We start from the raw sequence: 15,522 nt of genomic DNA, 5'->3' as shown, positions 1-15,522 counted from the left end.
CAATGCCGTCGCGGGCCGCTTCGGAATTCCTGACGTCACTTGCAGATCCGCACCTTCTTCCAGAAGACCTTACCGTCGGCGCCATAAGCCCGTTCCGTTTTGACGACGCAGCTCGGTTTGCAGCCGTAGCTATAGTTCGCGGCCTTCGCCGGCATGGCCAAGGCAAGTGCCATCGTCGTCGCCAGAGCCATGGCGAAGCAAGAACTGCGCATTTTGTATATCCCCGTGTAATCCGACCGCGACGGAGCCGCCCGTCGCCTGAAACGAGCCATCGCACGGATCAGTCCCACCCCGCTGTTTCGAATGAAACAGGCGAACAAAGCCCGCTATCAGGCGTTTCACCTTCGTCGAGCGAGGTGAAAACAATGATCTTCAAGAAACGGACATTCTACGGCGATGAACCGGAGCGGCAGGTGGCCGATCACCCGGCCGAACTGGAGCGCCGCGTCGCCCATCTCCTGGCGGTCACGCCCGGCCTCGATGCAGCCGATGTCACTGTTACCACCAAAGGCAACACCATTGTGCTTGCCGGTTTCGTGGCGACCGAAGGCGAAGTTTTCCGCGCCGAAGAGGCGGCAAAACAGGTGCAAGGCGTCGCGGAAGTGATCAACCGGATCGAGACGGTCACCGCAAGATAGAAGCGTCCTCGGTTCCTCAGATGGAGCCGAGCGTCCAGCTGACGATTTCTGCCGAAACACTGGCGAAGGCCTGATCCATGGCCTTGATGAAGGCCGTGTTGCCCGTGCCCCTGACCGCGGTCGTGGCGCGAAACGCCTTTTGCGCCAGCACCGTGCCGTTGCGATCGTTGAGGATCTTGGCGAAGATTTCGACATTGGCCGCGTCGGCGCCCTCGGTCGAAATCTCGAAGGCGCGGATTTCGGTGATGACCTGGTAGTCGATCGCCAGGCCCTGGCCGGGCTTGCCGACGCCGCCGATCTTGCCCGTGTCCTCGAAGGCCTGCACGAGCTTCGCCTGTACCAGCTTCGGCAGGCGGTCGCTCCACTGAGCCTTGGCGAGATATTGCAGTTCCGCGCCGGAGAGACGGATGACGACCTGATCGCTGTCGAGCGCCTTCAGAGCCGTCGGCTCCGGCACGAGGATCTGCTTGCCGGTCGATGCGCGACCTTCGACGGCCGGCCTTGCCGAAAGACTGTAGGTGTCGTTGACCGCTTTGGTACCGCAGCCAGCAAGTCCTGCTGCCAGCATGATCATCAGGGCGGAGCGCCACGCTCCCGCTACTCGCACGCCCACCAGCCCTGGAAAACTCATACTGCCGTTACCTTTGTCCCACACAACTTCGGCGCATTCCGGATCGAAACACACCACCCGGCCCCACGCCGGCTGTGCCCACCGACTCAGCGTCGGGTGCGGCCATCATATTGCTTTACCGTCTCGCCGCCAAAGAGAAGGCGTTGCGGATCCTTGTCGAACGTCGAGATCGTGTTCTCGAGGCTCTGCACCGTGCGGCGCGTATCGGTGACGAGCGCCTCGACGTCGCGCAGCCCCGAATTCGAGAAGCGCTTGAGGTTCTCCGCAATCGGGCCGATCTGGGCGTTCAGATTGTCCGCCATCTTGCGGAACGAGGCGAGCGTCGCGCGGGCGTCAGCCGAAAGCGACGGCGCGTCCGCATCGCCGAGGAAACCGTCGACCTTGACGAGAATGCTGTCGACCCGGTTGGCCGAAGCGTTCAACTTGCTTGCCAACTGCGTAACGTCGGTGATCGTGCGGTCGATGTCCTGCTGGCGCGCCGTGATCTTGTCGGCGAACTGCGAGATGTTGGCCACCGTCTTGCGGGCGTCGGCCGTCGCCGCCGTGATGTCGTTGACGACGAGCTCCACCTTCTGCTTGTCGACCGAGGCGACCAGCGTATCGACCCGCTCCAGCGTCTTCTGGGCGTTCTTGCCGAATTGCTCGTAGGTTTCGACCGTGCGCCGGAAGGCAGCGATGGTTTCGGAAACGCCGCCCGAGGCAGCCTTCAGGTCGGTGCTGATCTGCTCGACGTTCGAGACGATCTGATCGATCTTCTTCGGATCCACCGATTTCACCAGAGTTTCGGCAGATTCCAGAGTCGAATCGAGCTTCTTGGACGCAGCACTCACCGAACCGGAGAGTTCCGTCACGCTCTTCAGGAAGTCATCGATCGCGCCGGAATTGTTCGCGAGCGCATTCGAAAACGTCTCGGCATTACCGATCGTCTTGGTCAGCGGACCGCGCACGTCGGTGACGAAGCCCTGGATGTCGGTGATGGCGCTGTTGGCGCGGTCCATAATCTGGTCGGCCGTCGCGAGCAGGCTGGTGACGCTCGACTGGTCCGCAAGGATACGCGCCTGCGTACCCTTCTCGATCGCAGTCTTCAGGATGTTTTCGTCGCCCTTGTGGCCACCGCTGAGTTCGATATAGGCCGCACCGGTCAGGCCTTGCACTTCCAGCGTCGCCTTGGTCGACTTGAGCACCGGCGCGTCGACCGAAACCTCGGTCAGCGCGATCGAATAACGCGGATCGTTGGCATCGATCGCGAGGTTGCGAACCGTGCCGACGGGAATGCCGTTGAAGCGCACCGGAGAGCCGACCGAAAGGCCGTTGGCCGACCCCGGAATGTTGACCACCAGCTCGATCATCTCGCCGCTACGGCCATACTGCGACATCCAGTAGACGAAGCCGAATGCGGCTGCGACCACGAACACCGTGAAGAAACCGACAATGGCGTAGTTCGCTTTCGTTTCCATTCGTACCGACTACCTTCGTGGCCGCTTCACCGGCTCTACCTCCGATCTCGACGCCTGGGCATCAAAATCGGCTTCTCAAGATTCATTGATCGTTCCGCACGATCGATCGTGCCCGCTTGCCACGGAAATAGGACTGCACCCACGGATCGTCGCAGGCCAGCATGTCTTCCACCGTGCCTTCGACCAGGACCTTCTTCTTGCCGAGAACCGCGATGCGGTCGCAGACCGAAAAGAGGCTGTCGAGGTCGTGAGTCACCATATACACGGTCAATCCCAGCGTGTCGCGCAGCTTGGCGATCAACTCGTCGAACTCCGCCGCCCCGATCGGATCGAGCCCCGAGGTCGGCTCGTCGAGGAAGACCAGGTCCGGATCGAGCGCCAGCGCGCGCGCAAGTGCGGCGCGCTTGATCATGCCGCCCGAAAGCTCCGACGGGTACTTTTCCGCCGCCTCCGGCGCAAGGCCGACCAGCTCGATCTTCACCCGCGCCAGCTCGTCCATGAGGCTCTGCGGCAGGTCGAGATATTCGCGCATGGGCACCTGGATGTTCTCGCGCACCGTCAGCGCCGAAAACAGCGCTCCGTGCTGGAAGAGAACGCCAAGACGCATGTCGAGCGCGATGCGTTCGCCCTCGGTGATGTTGTCGTAGTCCGCGCCGAGGATTTCGATCTTGCCGGACCGCTTCGCAAGCAACCTCAGAACCGTGCGCATCAGCACCGACTTTCCGGTGCCGGACGCTCCGACGAAGCCGAGGATTTCGCCGCGGTAGATCTCGAGGTTCAGCTTGTCGAGCACGATGTTGGAGCCGAAACCGACCGTCAGGTCGCGAACGGAAAGCACGGCCTCGCGCCCGTTCGCCTCGGTCGGCTGGTACCCCTCGTGACTCTTTTCGATTGGGTTCACGCTGTTCTCCGCATCAGAAATCAATGGCCGCGTAGAACATGGCGAAGAGCCCGTCGATCAGGATCACGACGAAGATCGACTTGACCACCGAAGACGTCACGTGGCGGCCGAGCGACTCCGCGCTGCCGCCAACCTTCAAGCCCTCGACGGCTGCCACGACCCCGATGATGAGCGCCATGAACGGCGCCTTGATCATGCCGGCGGCGATCGACGAAAAATCGATGGCTTCCTGCAATCGGGCGAGGAAGGTTGGGATCGTGATGCCGGAATAGCCCCAGGCAACGAGCGCCGCACCGACGAGCGCCGCGAAGTTTGCGATGATCGTCAAGAGCGGCAGCGCGACGGTCAGCGCCACGAGGCGCGGAAATACGAGTACGCCGACCGGGCTCAGCCCCATCACCTTCAGCGCATCCACCTCTTCACGCATCTTCATCGAGCCGATTTCGGCGGTGATCGCGCTGCCGGAGCGGCCAGCGATCATGATCGCGGTCAGCAGCACCCCGATTTCACGGAGCTGCAGGATGCCGACGAGATCGACGACGAAGACCTCGGCGCCGAAATAGCGCAGCTGGAACGCGCCCTGCTGGGCGATGATGGCGCCGATCAGGAACGACATCAGCGTGATGATCGGCACGGCTTTCACGCCCATGCGGTCGATCTGGTGGACGATCGCCGCCGGCGAGACGCCGCTGTGCCGTCCAAGCTTAAGCTGGGCGCCGCGCACCGCGGACCCCAGGATGTACATCGCAGCGACGATATCTTCCCACGTCGCCGCCATGACCTCGCCGACCGGGGCGAAGATGCGCTGAAACAGCGGCAGCCGTTCGCCGTTCTTTTCCGGCGAGCGCAGTTCAGCCGGCAGGGCGTCGATGAGCTCGACATAGCGCTGTCCGCCTTCGGCGAAATGAACGTTGTCGCGCGACGGGCCGACGACACGGGTCATGAAGCGGCGGATGATCCAGGCGCCTGCGGTATCCATCGCCGTCACGCCGGACAGATCGAACTGCGCGGCCCCGTCGCCCTTGCGCGCAAGGCCGTCGAGCTTTGCTGCCATCGCTTCGGCCGTCTCGTGCCGCCAGGTGCCGGTGAAGACATAGCTTCGCCCGCCGCCACTCTCGGACAGCGCGACATCGGCGGTCATCTTGCGGGCGGCTTGCGACACGTGTCTTCTGTTATCCCGATTTGCCTCTGCAAAACTCGTCCAATCTCGATAGAGATGAGGACAAGATTGTGCAGCAGACCTAAAGTGTTACCACGACTGTTGCGCGTCCGACCGGAGGCAACGACTGTGTAAAGATTCGTAAATCCTTCCACCGTCATAACGGCTCGCACCTTTGCTGTCACCCGAACGTTGCGGCGCTATGACGCCGGGCCAACAGATTACCTGCCGGAGACGCTTTCATGTCACTTTCCCTCGATGCCACCGTGGAACATTTCCCGATTGCGGGCACGTTTACGATCTCGCGCGGCTCCAAGACGACGGCAAGCGTCGTCACTTGCCGCATCGGAGACGGTGTCCATACGGGCTCCGGCGAATGCGTTCCCTACGGCCGCTACGGCGAGACGATCGACACGGTGCTCGCCGAAATCGCCGCCATCCGCCACCATATCGAGGCTGGGCTCAGCCGCGCCGACCTGCAGCGCGCGATGAAGCCGGGTGCTGCCCGCAACACCGTCGATTGCGCGCTGTGGGATCTGGAAGCAAAGCAGAAAAACAAGTCGGCCCATGTTCTTGCCGGCATTTCTTCACCGGAAGCATTGACCACGGCCTATACGCTTTCGCTTGCCGAGCCCGACGCGATGCGCGAGCAGGCCGCCAAATATGCCCACCGCGCGCTCCTCAAGGTCAAGGTGGGCACGTCGGATGATGCTGCCCGCATCCGTGCGGTGCGCGCCGGCGCACCGGAAAGCCGCATCATCCTCGACGCCAACGAGGGCTGGACGCCCGAAACGCTTGCCTATCACTTTGCGATCTGCGCCGAGGAACGGATCGACCTGATCGAGCAGCCGCTTCCCGCCGGCCGCGACGAGGCGTTGGCAACGATCGCCCGTCCCGTTCCGATCTGCGCTGATGAAAGCGTGCACGCGACCGGCGACCTCGCCGCTCTCGTCGGGCGTTACGACGCCGTCAACATCAAGCTCGACAAGACCGGCGGCCTGACCGAGGCACTGCGCATGCGCGATGAGGCGGTCTCGCTCGGGCTCAAGGTCATGGTCGGCTGCATGGTCGGCAGTTCGCTCGCGATGGCGCCGGCGATCCTGGTGGCTCAAGGCGCGGATTTCGTCGATCTCGACGGGCCGCTGCTGCTGGCGCAGGATCGCGAGCCCGGCCTGCGCTACGAGGCCTCGCTTGTCTTCCCGCCGGAGCCGCGCCTCTGGGGTTGAAGATACCAGGCGGTGACGGCAAAGCAGCAGCCGGCAAAGGCGACGACCGACATTGAATAGAAGCCGTTCACCCCGTACCAAGCGTAGAAATAGCCGGACAGGAACGTGAAGATCGCGGTGAAGATACCGGTATAGAAGAAGTAGAGCCCCTGCGCCGACGCTTCCTGTGATTCCACCACCCGCTCGACCAGCTTGTGCTGCATGCCGGTGTGCATGATCGCATAGGTGAAAGCGTGGAAGCACTGCAGGATGAAATAGCCGCTGAAGCCGAGATCCATCGGGAAGATGATCCAGCGCACCACGGCGAGAAAGCAGCCGGACAGGATCATCACCCAGACGCTGAAACGGCGGCTGATCGCCTTGGCGAAGATGAACATCGTCACTTCCGCCGCGACGCCCGCGCTCCAGAGCAGGCCGATCTCGGTACCGCTGTAGCCGATGTGCTGCCAATAGATCGCCGAGAAGGCAAAGAGCATCGCGTGGCTGGCGTTGACGAGCGTCACCCCGATCAGAAGCAGCTGCAGGTCGAGCTGCCGCAGCGACTTCGGCGGCGGCTCCGTCAATGCCGTGATCGGTGACGGCCGCCGCGGCTTGCCGACCCGTGGCGCGGCATAGGCCATGATGATCGTCAGGCCGAAGCCGATCGCCATCGCCGGCAGCACCATGTCGCTGCCGAAGATGCCCACCATCCAGCCGCCGAGCATCGTCGCGCCGATGAAGGCGACCGAGCCCCAGAGCCGCATATGGGCGTAGTCGAAGCCCCAGCGCCGCACGCCTGAAAGCGCGATCGCCTCGACGATCGGCACATAGGGAGAATAGACGGCCGACTGCAGCGTATAGATGAGCAGCACCGGCCAGAATTCGCGGAAATAGAACAGAACCACGGCCGTTGCGAGCGACAGGAAACCGGACCAGATCAGGACGATCGCCCGCTCGCCGAGCCTATCGGCAATGACGCCGGCGATCGGCGCCGTGATGACGCGCACGAACATCGGCAACGCCAGAACGACGCCGATCTCGAAGTCGCTCATCGACAGCGTGCTCAGCCACATCGGGAAATATGGCATCGCGAAGCCGTTGACGATCAGCGGCGCACAGAAGAGCAAAGCAATGCGAAGCGCAAAATGGCGCGGCGGAGGGCCCACATAGGCGGGCGCTTGGAAGGGAATCATCGTCTGACCTGATGGCTGTGCCCAATCTCTAGCACGAGCCGGGCGCCCCTCGCCATAACCTAGTTTTCGCGACAGTAATATCGCTGCGCCGCAAAGGTCAGGCCGCGCGCTGGGTCAGCAGTTGGGCGAGCAGTTTGTCCGCTTCACCAGAGGCTTCGCCTTCGCTGGCGCCACCGCGCATCTGGTGCCAGGTGATCAGTTCCATCGTGCCGTCGTGGTGCTCGGCAATCGCCGTGCAGCTTTCCACCCAGTCGCCGGTGTTGATGTAGCGGATGTCGCCGGTCTCCTCGATGACAGCATGGTGGATATGACCACAGATCACGCCCTGCGCATCGTGACGGCGCGCCTCCTCGGCGACCACCTTCTGGAACTCGCCGATGAAGTTGACGGCGTGCTTGACCTGAAGCTTCGCCCAGGACGAGAACGACCAATAGGGCATGCCGAGACGTCGGCGGACCGCAGCAAGCCCGATATTGATGGCGATCGCCGTGTCGTAGGCCCAATCGCCGAGATAGGCGAGCACGCGGGCGTTGCGCACGACGACGTCGAATTCGTCGCCGTGCAGCACGAGATATTTACGGCCGTCGGCCCCCTCGTGCATGTAGCGTTGCGCCACCTCGATGCCGCCGAAATGCACGCCCGGAAAGTCGCGCAGGAATTCATCGTGATTACCGGGGATGTAAACGATGCGGGCGCCCTTGCGCGCCTTGCGCAGGAGCTTTTGCACCACGTCGTTGCAGTTCTGCGGCCAGTACCAGCTGCGCTTCAGCCGCCATCCGTCGACGATGTCGCCGACCAGAACGATCGTCTCCGCTTCATGATGCCGCAGGAAGTCGAGCAGGTAGTCGGTCTTGGCGGCCTTCGAGCCGAGATGGACGTCCGAGATGAACAACGTCCTGAGCTTTCGTACGGAGTTGTCTTGCTGCGCCGCCATCATGCGAGCCTCGTCTTCAGGTTATGCTTTCTGCCTTCGTGAAACCAGACTCGTGTTTCAGGAAGATGACATCAACATTGCGTCACCGGTCCCCCCGCTGAAATCAACACTGCAAAACTGTACCTCGCTTCGAATTCATGCCAAAAGGCACGACCACGAATGAGGAATGTGAGAGCATGAATACGGGCGACAAGACGAAATCCCATACCGGTCCGGCCAGCGGCGACATCGACCAGCAGGCCCTTTTCTTCCACCGTTACCCACGCCCGGGAAAGCTCGAAATCCAGCCCACCAAGCCGCTTGGCAACCAGCGCGACCTGGCGCTTGCCTATTCGCCAGGGGTTGCAGCCCCCTGCATCGCCATTCGTGACAATCCGGAAACAGCCGCCGATTACACAGCGCGCGCCAACCTGGTCGCGGTCATCTCCAACGGCACGGCCGTCCTCGGTCTCGGCAATATCGGTCCGCTGGCTTCCAAGCCCGTCATGGAGGGCAAGGCCGTCCTCTTCAAGAAGTTTGCCGGCATCGACGTCTTCGACATCGAAATCGACGCGTCGAGCATCGAGCGCATGGTCGACGTAATCTCGGCGCTCGAGCCGACCTTCGGCGGCATCAACCTTGAAGACATCAAGGCGCCCGAATGTTTCGAGGTGGAGCGGCGCCTGCGTGAAAAGATGCAGATCCCGGTCTTCCACGACGACCAGCACGGAACCGCGATCATCGTCGCCGCCGCCATCCTCAACGGCCTCGAACTCGCCGGCAAGGACATCGCGACCGCCAAGATCGTCACCTCGGGCGCAGGTGCCGCCGCACTCGCCTGTCTCAACCTTCTCGTGACGCTCGGCGCCAAGCGCGAAAACATCTGGGTCCATGACCTCGAAGGCCTCGTCTACAAGGGCCGCGAGGTGCTGATGGACGAATGGAAGTCCGTCTACGAGCAGGATAGCAGCAACCGCGTGCTTGCCGACAGCATCGGCGGCGCCGACGTCTTCCTCGGCCTTTCGGCCGCCGGCGTCCTGAAGCCGGAACTGCTGGCGCAGATGGCCGAAAAGCCGCTGATCATGGCGCTCGCCAATCCGACGCCGGAAATCATGCCGGAAGCCGCCCGCCAAGCCCGTCCGGACGCGATGATCTGCACCGGCCGCTCGGACTTCCCGAACCAGGTCAACAACGTTCTCTGCTTCCCGCATATCTTCCGCGGCGCGCTCGACTGCGGCGCAAGCACGATCAACGAAGAAATGAAGATGGCGGCCGTACGCGCCATCGCCGGTCTTGCCCGCGAAGAGCCCTCCGATGTTGCCGCCCGCGCCTATTCCGGCGAGACCCCGGTCTTCGGCCCGGACTACCTGATCCCCTCGCCGTTCGATCAGCGCCTTATCCTGCGCATCGCGCCGGCGGTTGCGAAGGCAGCCGAGGAAAGCGGCGTCGCCACCCGTCCGATCCAGGACTATGACGCCTATCTCGACAAGCTGAACCGCTTCGTCTTCCGCTCGGGCTTCATCATGAAGCCGGTCTTTGCCGCCGCCAAGAACGCCCAGAAGAACCGGGTTATCTTTGCCGAAGGCGAAGACGAACGCGTGCTGCGCGCCGCCCAGGTGTTGCTCGAAGAAGGCACGGCCCGCCCGATCCTGATCGGCCGTCCGCAGATCATCGAGACGCGCCTGCGTCGCTATGGCCTGCGCATCCGTCCGGATGTCGATTTCGAGGTGGTCAACCCCGAAGGCGATCCGCGCTACCGCGACTATGTCGAGGACTATTTTGCCCTCGTCGGTCGTCTCGGCGTCATCCCGGAAGCCGCCCGCACGATCGTGCGCACCAACACGACCGTCATCGGCGCGCTCTCGGTCAAGCGCGGCGAAGCCGATGCGTTGATCTGCGGCGTCGAAGGACGCTACAGCAAGCACCTGCGCGACGTATCGCAGATCATCGGCAAGCGCGACGGCGTGCTCGATTTCTCGGCCTTGAGCCTGCTGATCTCGCAGCGCGGCGCAACTTTCTTCACCGACACCTATGTGAGCTACTGCCCGAGCGCCGAAGAGATCGCCCAGACGACGGTCATGGCGGCACAGGAAATCCGCCGCTTCGGCATCACCCCGCGCGCCGCCCTCGTCTCGCATTCGAACTTCGGTTCGCGCGATTCGGAGAGCGCCACCAAGATGCGCACGGCGCTGCAGCTCGTGCGGGAACTCGCGCCGGATCTCGAGGTCGACGGCGAAATGCACGGCGATGCGGCGATCTCGGAAGCGTTGCGCCAGCGCGTCATGCCGGACAGTAGCCTGTCGAGCGAAGCCAACCTCCTGGTCTTCCCCAATCTCGATGCCGCCAACATCACGCTCGGTGTCGTCAAGACCATGACCGACAGCCTGCATGTCGGCCCAATCCTGCTCGGCTCGGCGCTTCCCGCCCATATCCTGTCGCCGTCCGTCACCTCACGCGGCGTCGTCAACATGGCGGCTCTGGCGGTGGTCGAAGCCAGCCATCCGGGTTGAGATGGCAACGCGGAGATCGCCACCGGTCTTCGCTGCATTCGGGCGCCATGCCGGCGCCGGCAAAACCGTATCCGGATGTCGCGCCTGCTTCAGGCGCGGCATCGCTGGTTTTGCAGATCACCCGCGAATCAGCCCCTGTCACGCGGCCGATCGACAGCTACAATCAAGGCGTGCGCAATTGGTCTTATACACCAATCGGGAAAGTTTGCGCTGGACAAAAGGTGAACCTCTAACCATGCTGTGGCCTCGGACGAGATTCGGTGTTGTGGCATGACTGAGCAGCAGGCTGTCCTCGACATGCTGGAAATCCTGGAATGTGGCGGCTGCGTCGAGCCCGCTCATTTCTTCACATTGATGCGTCGAACCTTCCGCATTGCCCATCTTCTCTATCTCGAAGCCGAGCCCTATGCGGACGAGCTCAAGGTTTGCCGGCTGCATCACACCTTCGGCGCCTACGCTGCCGAGATCTACCATGCCCGCAGCCTTCACCGGATCGATCCGATTCTGAAGCTGGCGCTTGGCGGCGTGCGGCCGGTGGAATGGACGATGGCGCGGCATCGCTTCCCGGAATGCGAACCGTTGTTCCAGGCAGCCCAGGAAATCGGCATATCAACTGAGGGCGTCGCCTTGCCACTGCCCTCGCCCGCCGGGCGCATGGCGTTGCTCGCAATCAACGTCAACATGACAGCCGGCGAATGGACGACCTATCGCCGCCATCACCTGCGCGATTTCCAGCTGGCCGCCAATCTCTTCCATGCCGCCATGCTGGAGCACGGCGCCATGGCCGGCAGCATTTCGACCCGAGAGATGCGGTTGACCGGCCGCGAGACCGAGGTCCTGACCTGGGCCGCCGCCGGCAAGAGCTATTGGGAAATCGCCACGATCCTCGGCATTTCCGAGCGCACCGTGCGCTTCTTCATGACCAATGCGCGACGCAAGCTGAATGTCGTTTCCAACACTCAGGCTGTGGCACAGGCCGTACGACACGCTCTGATACCCTCCGTTTGACACCCGGCAATACGCCTCCACCGAAACCCCTCGAAATCTAGTGGCAAATATCGCGCATTTGAACTGTCGCTAGCGACAGTTACGCAACCGCCGCGAGCCTGACAGCATCGCCCCATCCCCAAACTCGGATGGAGAAAACGATGATCAGGATCCTGAACGGAAAGACCCGCGCACAACACCCGGCGGCCGTCGACGACATGTTCCGGTTGCGCAAGCGCGTCTTCCACGACTTCCTGAAATGGGACGTGCAGACCGAAGGCGACTGGGAAATCGACAACTACGACCAGGCAAACCCGCTCTACGTCCTGTCCTATGCGCCCGATACCGGCCGGCTGCGCGGCGCGCTTCGCCTCCTGCCGACACTCGGCCCAAACATGCTGGACGATACCTTCCCGATCCTGCTCGGCGATAATCCGGAAATCCGCAGCGCTTCGGTCTGGGAATCCAGCCGCTTCTGCATCGAGCCCGAGATCTCGCAGGACCGCGCCTCGAACCAGGTGACGGTCGCGGCCGCCGAACTGATGTGCGGCGTCGGCGAGCTGGGCCTTGCTTCCGGCATCAGCCACATCGTCACGGTGACGGATGTGTTCCTGGAGCGCATGTTCCGGCGCATGGGATGCCCGGGCGAGCGTATCGCCGAACCGCATCGCATCGGCTCCGTTTTCGCGGTTGCCGTCGCTTGGGAAGTAACGCCGGATCTGCTCACGCGGATGAAGGCGGTCGCTGCCATCGAAGGTACCGTGCTCGAACGTCCGATGTCGCTGGAAACCGCCCGCGCCGCCTAAGCGCGTCAGTCGATCTGCGCTGTTAACGCAAACCGTCGCTTGTCGTTGCACGATCACCGACAAGCTCTATGATGGAGGCGAAACAGGAATGCCGCTGGCAGCAACCCGCAGAAGGTCGGCGCCGACCTGGCAACAGGAAGAGACTTTCGCCCGTGTTCACGCGCATGAAACACGTCGCTGCGGCCCTTGTGCCTCTGGTTCTGATCGGTGCCGGTCCGTCACTGGCATCGACGGCCTGCGACCGACTGAACGCGCGGCTCGCGCAACTGCCTGACTACGTCGCCAGCAATGCCGATGCGCGCGACTACGCAAGCGCGATCTCGCGGCAGAATATCGAGCTGCGGCGGGCAAAGAACGACCGCCGCCGCGCGGGTTGCAGTGGCGGCAACGCCATTGGCTTCGACGGCGGCGACCCCGACACTTGCTACGGCCTCAACAGCCTGATCGCCGAGATGGAAGACAATCTGCGCATGCTGAAGTCCGAGCGCGAGCAGATCGTCGCCGGCGGCAGCGACGACAGCCGGCGCCGCATCCTCGCCGCGCTGGAGATCAACGGTTGCTATGGCGACCGCGAGGAGTTCGCAAGCGTGGAACCGGACGTGCCGGAAAGCCACCGCAACATCGTTGCCGACCTGCCGCCGGAAGACGCCTACGGCCCGATGCTCGGCCGAGGCGAAGACGGCTACGCGCCGCAGGAGCGCTACTATAGCGGCACGCTCAGAACCATGTGCGTGCGCACCTGCGACGGCGCCTTTTTCCCGGTTTCTTCAGATGCGACGCCGGCCGATTTCCCGCGCGACGAGCAGGCCTGTCGGGCGCGCTGCCCGGGGGCTGAGACCGAGCTCTATTTTCACGACCTCAACACGGAAGAGAGCGACAAGATGGTCTCGGCCGTGACCGGCCGTCCCTATACCGAAATGCCCAACGCCTTTGCCTATCGCACCCGCGCTGTCGGAAAACCCGGCCAGTGCGGCTGCCAGATACCCCAGACCGCCTCGACCACACCGAAGGCAAACGGAACGAAGATCGGTGACGACCAGTCGTCGATCATCGTCATCGAGACCAAGAAGCCGGAAGCGGCGAGCAATACCGCCAAGGCGCCGGCCGAAGAGCGGCCTTACGATCCGTCGAAGAACAAGGTTCGCGTCGTCGGCCCGACCTACCTGCCGCAGGAAGAAACCGCCATCGACCTCAAGCATCCGAAGGGACCGGCCTATCAGCCGGTCCAGAATTGATCGGACGAGGCCTTACGCCTTCTCCTTGCTGCGTCCCCATCCGTCTTCGAAAACCAGCTCGTCGAGCGGCAGGCGCTGGCGCCAGCCCTTCACGGCGAGTTCCGGCTGCTGATAGAGGCGATCGACATAGCCGAGGCAGAGCCAGGCAACGATCTCGATATGATCTGGGATGCCGAGAATCGCCTTGATCTCGGCCTCGTGGAAAATGCTCACCCAGCCGACGCCCACCCCTTCGGCCCGCGCCGCAAGCCAGAGGTTTTGCACGGCGCAGACGGTGGAATAGACGTCCATCTGCGGATTGTGGGTGCGCCCGAGTACGACGGCACCGCCGCGCGTGCGGTCGCAGGTGACACAGATGCTGAGCGGCGCCTTGCGGATGCCTTCCAGCTTCAGCGCACGGTACTTGGCCTGTTGTTCCGCCTCGAACATCAGCGCGGCCTCGTCATTGGCGCGGCGAAACGCATGCCAGACGCGCTCACGCGTTTCTTCCGCCCGCACCAGCACGAAGTTCCACGGCTGCATGAAGCCCACGGACGGGGCGCTGTGCGCAGCGGCCAGCAGGCGCAAGATCAGATCATCCGGCAATGGCGCGGGCAGGAATTCATCGCGCACGTCGCGACGTGTCTCGATGGCACGGTAGACGGCCTCCCGCTCTGGCAACGAAAAGGCGCCGGCAGCCGCAAGGCCGCCCTTCGGTTCAGTCAGCATCGTTCGATCCCCAACAATGCGAAAACCTCCCGCCGTCCACGCGGGGTTCGGTCTATCTCGCCAGGCCGGTCTTCTGACTTCGGTTCAACCGATCACCTCGCCTTCCCAGATCGCTTGAAGATCCAGTGGCAAAACCTTGAATCAATTCAAGGCTCTCTTAGACGCGATCGTCCCCGTCACAGCGTTGGGCACGTTCCGGAATGACACCGGATTCCCGATTCTCCCGCTTTCGCGGGCACCTGACGACGGCACTAAGTGCACAGCCGTTTGAGAAAGACAAGCGGCGCCAACCCGGCCGGGACATGGCACGCCACTTTCCGCCGGCTACTGTCGAGCTTAGTCGTTTACCTCCACCTCAAAGCGGAGCGACCGGATGTGGCGAACCGTCATAGGCGCCCCAGACCGACTGATCGAAGCAAATCACCGATCCGGTCATCAGCCCGGACTCGGCCGACGACAGATAGGCGCAGGCCCGCGCCACTTCGGCCGGATCGACGAGCCGACCGAAAGGCTGGCCGGCCGCCGCCTTTTCGAGCCAATCGGCCGCCGCGCCATGAAACTCGCGCTGGATGCGGTCTTCGCCTTCGGACGCCATCCAGCCGATATTCAGCCCGTTGACGCGAATGCGGTTGCGAAGAAGCGCATAAGCCGTGTTTTTGGTCAGCGTTTCGAGGGCGCCTTTCGACGAACAATAGACGGCAATGAACGGCTGGCCGGCCATCGCCGACATAGAGCCGATGTTGACGATCGTGCCCTCGGTCTTCTCCCGCCGCATGATCTTCACCGCCTCCTGCATCAGGAAGAACGGCGCGCGCACATTGATCGCGAACATGCGGTCGAAGAGTTCGGGCGTGGTGTCGAGGATCGTGCCACGGTCGGTGATAGCTGCGGCGTTGACCAGCGCATCGACCCGGCCGAATTCCGCGTCGCAAGCGGCGACCACCTTGCGGGCGTCCTCTACTTTTTCAAGATCGGCCTCGACATAGACAACTTTCGCACCGCTTGACTTGCCGATCTGCTCGGCCTTCGCCCGCCCCTTGGCGGCGTTGCGGCCGCAGATGACGATGCCTTCAGCGCCGCGCTCGGCGAAAAGGCCAGCAATCGTCGCGCCCAGTCCCTGCGTACCACCGGTGACGATGGCGATCTTGCCTTGCAATTGTCCACTCATCGAATTCCTCC

General features: G+C 63.0%; 15 protein-coding genes and 1 riboswitch. Of the genes, 6 read left to right on the top strand and 9 right to left on the bottom strand.

Annotation, left to right across the window (positions count from 1 at the left end; all coding sequences use genetic code 11):
• Positions 1-35: 35 nt before the first annotated feature.
• Positions 36-212 (bottom strand): hypothetical protein, encoded by a 177-nt coding sequence (locus ASE71_RS35905; protein WP_156400740.1) that lies wholly within the window; start codon positions 210-212, stop codon positions 36-38.
• A 153-nt stretch (positions 213-365) separates the two neighbouring features.
• Here ASE71_RS35905 and ASE71_RS23160 point away from each other — a divergent pair, with 153 nt between their 5' ends.
• Positions 366-638 (top strand): BON domain-containing protein, encoded by a 273-nt coding sequence (locus tag ASE71_RS23160; RefSeq protein ID WP_060520708.1) that lies wholly within the window; start codon positions 366-368, stop codon positions 636-638.
• Between the two features lie 16 nt (positions 639-654).
• Here the strand turns inward: ASE71_RS23160 and ASE71_RS23155 are convergent, their stop codons facing one another.
• From ASE71_RS23155 to ASE71_RS23140, 4 genes are all read right to left on the bottom strand, one after another.
• Positions 655-1,269: an ABC-type transport auxiliary lipoprotein family protein gene (locus tag ASE71_RS23155; protein ID WP_060520707.1), complete on the bottom strand. Its 615-nt coding sequence runs from the start codon at positions 1,267-1,269 to the stop codon at positions 655-657.
• An 86-nt stretch (positions 1,270-1,355) separates the two neighbouring features.
• Positions 1,356-2,726: an MlaD family protein gene (locus ASE71_RS23150; protein WP_034795040.1), complete on the bottom strand. Its 1,371-nt coding sequence runs from the start codon at positions 2,724-2,726 to the stop codon at positions 1,356-1,358.
• 82 nt (positions 2,727-2,808) lie between these two features.
• A complete protein-coding gene (locus tag ASE71_RS23145) occupies positions 2,809-3,618 on the bottom strand; it encodes an ABC transporter ATP-binding protein (RefSeq protein ID WP_060520788.1) in 810 nt (269 codons plus the stop codon).
• A 22-nt stretch (positions 3,619-3,640) separates the two neighbouring features.
• On the bottom strand, positions 3,641-4,768 hold the full coding sequence (locus tag ASE71_RS23140; RefSeq protein WP_051659332.1) for an ABC transporter permease: 1,128 nt from the start codon (positions 4,766-4,768) through the stop codon (positions 3,641-3,643).
• A 260-nt stretch (positions 4,769-5,028) separates the two neighbouring features.
• Between ASE71_RS23140 and dgcA the strand changes: the two genes are divergently transcribed.
• A complete protein-coding gene (gene dgcA / locus ASE71_RS23135; protein ID WP_060520706.1) occupies positions 5,029-6,012 on the top strand; it encodes an N-acetyl-D-Glu racemase DgcA in 984 nt (327 codons plus the stop codon).
• On the opposite strand, the gene ASE71_RS23130 is transcribed toward dgcA, so the two are convergent.
• Both ASE71_RS23130 and ASE71_RS23125 read right to left on the bottom strand, forming a co-directional pair.
• Positions 5,964-7,184: an MFS transporter gene (locus ASE71_RS23130; protein WP_060520705.1), complete on the bottom strand. Its 1,221-nt coding sequence runs from the start codon at positions 7,182-7,184 to the stop codon at positions 5,964-5,966. The two genes, dgcA and ASE71_RS23130, sit on opposite strands and share 49 nt — an antisense overlap.
• Positions 7,185-7,281: 97 nt before the next feature.
• Complete coding sequence (locus tag ASE71_RS23125; protein WP_060520704.1) at positions 7,282-8,121, bottom strand: UDP-2,3-diacylglucosamine diphosphatase; 840 nt, start codon at positions 8,119-8,121, stop codon at positions 7,282-7,284.
• A gap of 173 nt (positions 8,122-8,294) precedes the next feature.
• On the opposite strand from ASE71_RS23125, the gene ASE71_RS23120 reads away from it, so the two are divergent.
• The 4 genes from ASE71_RS23120 (at position 8,295) to ASE71_RS23105 (ending at position 13,635) form a co-directional block, all read left to right on the top strand.
• The gene (locus ASE71_RS23120; RefSeq protein ID WP_034795048.1) at positions 8,295-10,607 is read left to right on the top strand and encodes an NADP-dependent malic enzyme; all 2,313 of its coding nucleotides are present in this window, start codon (positions 8,295-8,297) and stop codon (positions 10,605-10,607) included.
• A gap of 270 nt (positions 10,608-10,877) precedes the next feature.
• A complete protein-coding gene (locus tag ASE71_RS23115; protein ID WP_034795050.1) occupies positions 10,878-11,615 on the top strand; it encodes a helix-turn-helix transcriptional regulator in 738 nt (245 codons plus the stop codon).
• 140 nt (positions 11,616-11,755) lie between these two features.
• Entirely contained in the window at positions 11,756-12,400 is a 645-nt protein-coding gene (locus tag ASE71_RS23110; RefSeq protein WP_034795052.1) for an acyl-homoserine-lactone synthase, read from the top strand.
• Between the two features lie 164 nt (positions 12,401-12,564).
• A complete protein-coding gene (locus tag ASE71_RS23105) occupies positions 12,565-13,635 on the top strand; it encodes a DUF2865 domain-containing protein (protein ID WP_060520703.1) in 1,071 nt (356 codons plus the stop codon).
• A 12-nt stretch (positions 13,636-13,647) separates the two neighbouring features.
• Here ASE71_RS23105 and bluB read toward each other — a convergent pair whose 3' ends face one another.
• Together bluB and ASE71_RS23095 are read right to left on the bottom strand one after the other, a co-directional pair.
• Positions 13,648-14,343, bottom strand: coding sequence for a 5,6-dimethylbenzimidazole synthase (gene bluB, locus ASE71_RS23100; RefSeq protein WP_060520702.1), 696 nt, complete (start codon positions 14,341-14,343; stop codon positions 13,648-13,650).
• A gap of 45 nt (positions 14,344-14,388) precedes the next feature.
• Positions 14,389-14,601, bottom strand: a riboswitch (cobalamin riboswitch).
• 97 nt (positions 14,602-14,698) lie between these two features.
• Positions 14,699-15,511 carry an SDR family oxidoreductase gene (locus ASE71_RS23095; RefSeq protein ID WP_060520701.1) on the bottom strand — a complete coding sequence of 271 codons (813 nt, stop codon included), beginning with the start codon at positions 15,509-15,511 and terminating at the stop codon, positions 14,699-14,701.
• Between the last annotated feature and the right edge of the window lie 11 nt (positions 15,512-15,522).

Origin of the sequence: Ensifer sp. Root954, from assembly GCF_001429005.1 — a bacterium.
Classification (GTDB): Bacteria; Pseudomonadota; Alphaproteobacteria; order Rhizobiales; family Rhizobiaceae; genus Ensifer; species Ensifer adhaerens.
This window is presented reverse-complemented; position numbering and strand designations above follow the sequence as displayed.

What these genes read in the sequence shown, in the direction of transcription:
- ASE71_RS35905 (WP_156400740.1), bottom strand. Translation starts at nt 212, where the DNA reads ATGCGCAGTTCTTGCTTCGCCATGGCTCTGGCGACGACGATGGCACTT.
- ASE71_RS23160 (WP_060520708.1), top strand. Translation starts at nt 366, where the DNA reads ATGATCTTCAAGAAACGGACATTCTACGGCGATGAACCGGAGCGGCAG.
- ASE71_RS23155 (WP_060520707.1), bottom strand. Translation starts at nt 1,269, where the DNA reads ATGAGTTTTCCAGGGCTGGTGGGCGTGCGAGTAGCGGGAGCGTGGCGC.
- ASE71_RS23150 (WP_034795040.1), bottom strand. Translation starts at nt 2,726, where the DNA reads ATGGAAACGAAAGCGAACTACGCCATTGTCGGTTTCTTCACGGTGTTC.
- ASE71_RS23140 (WP_051659332.1), bottom strand. Translation starts at nt 4,768, where the DNA reads ATGACCGCCGATGTCGCGCTGTCCGAGAGTGGCGGCGGGCGAAGCTAT.
- dgcA (WP_060520706.1), top strand. Translation starts at nt 5,029, where the DNA reads ATGTCACTTTCCCTCGATGCCACCGTGGAACATTTCCCGATTGCGGGC.
- ASE71_RS23130 (WP_060520705.1), bottom strand. Translation starts at nt 7,184, where the DNA reads ATGATTCCCTTCCAAGCGCCCGCCTATGTGGGCCCTCCGCCGCGCCAT.
- ASE71_RS23125 (WP_060520704.1), bottom strand. Translation starts at nt 8,121, where the DNA reads ATGATGGCGGCGCAGCAAGACAACTCCGTACGAAAGCTCAGGACGTTG.
- ASE71_RS23120 (WP_034795048.1), top strand. Translation starts at nt 8,295, where the DNA reads ATGAATACGGGCGACAAGACGAAATCCCATACCGGTCCGGCCAGCGGC.
- ASE71_RS23115 (WP_034795050.1), top strand. Translation starts at nt 10,878, where the DNA reads ATGACTGAGCAGCAGGCTGTCCTCGACATGCTGGAAATCCTGGAATGT.
- ASE71_RS23110 (WP_034795052.1), top strand. Translation starts at nt 11,756, where the DNA reads ATGATCAGGATCCTGAACGGAAAGACCCGCGCACAACACCCGGCGGCC.
- ASE71_RS23105 (WP_060520703.1), top strand. Translation starts at nt 12,565, where the DNA reads ATGAAACACGTCGCTGCGGCCCTTGTGCCTCTGGTTCTGATCGGTGCC.
- bluB (WP_060520702.1), bottom strand. Translation starts at nt 14,343, where the DNA reads ATGCTGACTGAACCGAAGGGCGGCCTTGCGGCTGCCGGCGCCTTTTCG.
- ASE71_RS23095 (WP_060520701.1), bottom strand. Translation starts at nt 15,511, where the DNA reads ATGAGTGGACAATTGCAAGGCAAGATCGCCATCGTCACCGGTGGTACG.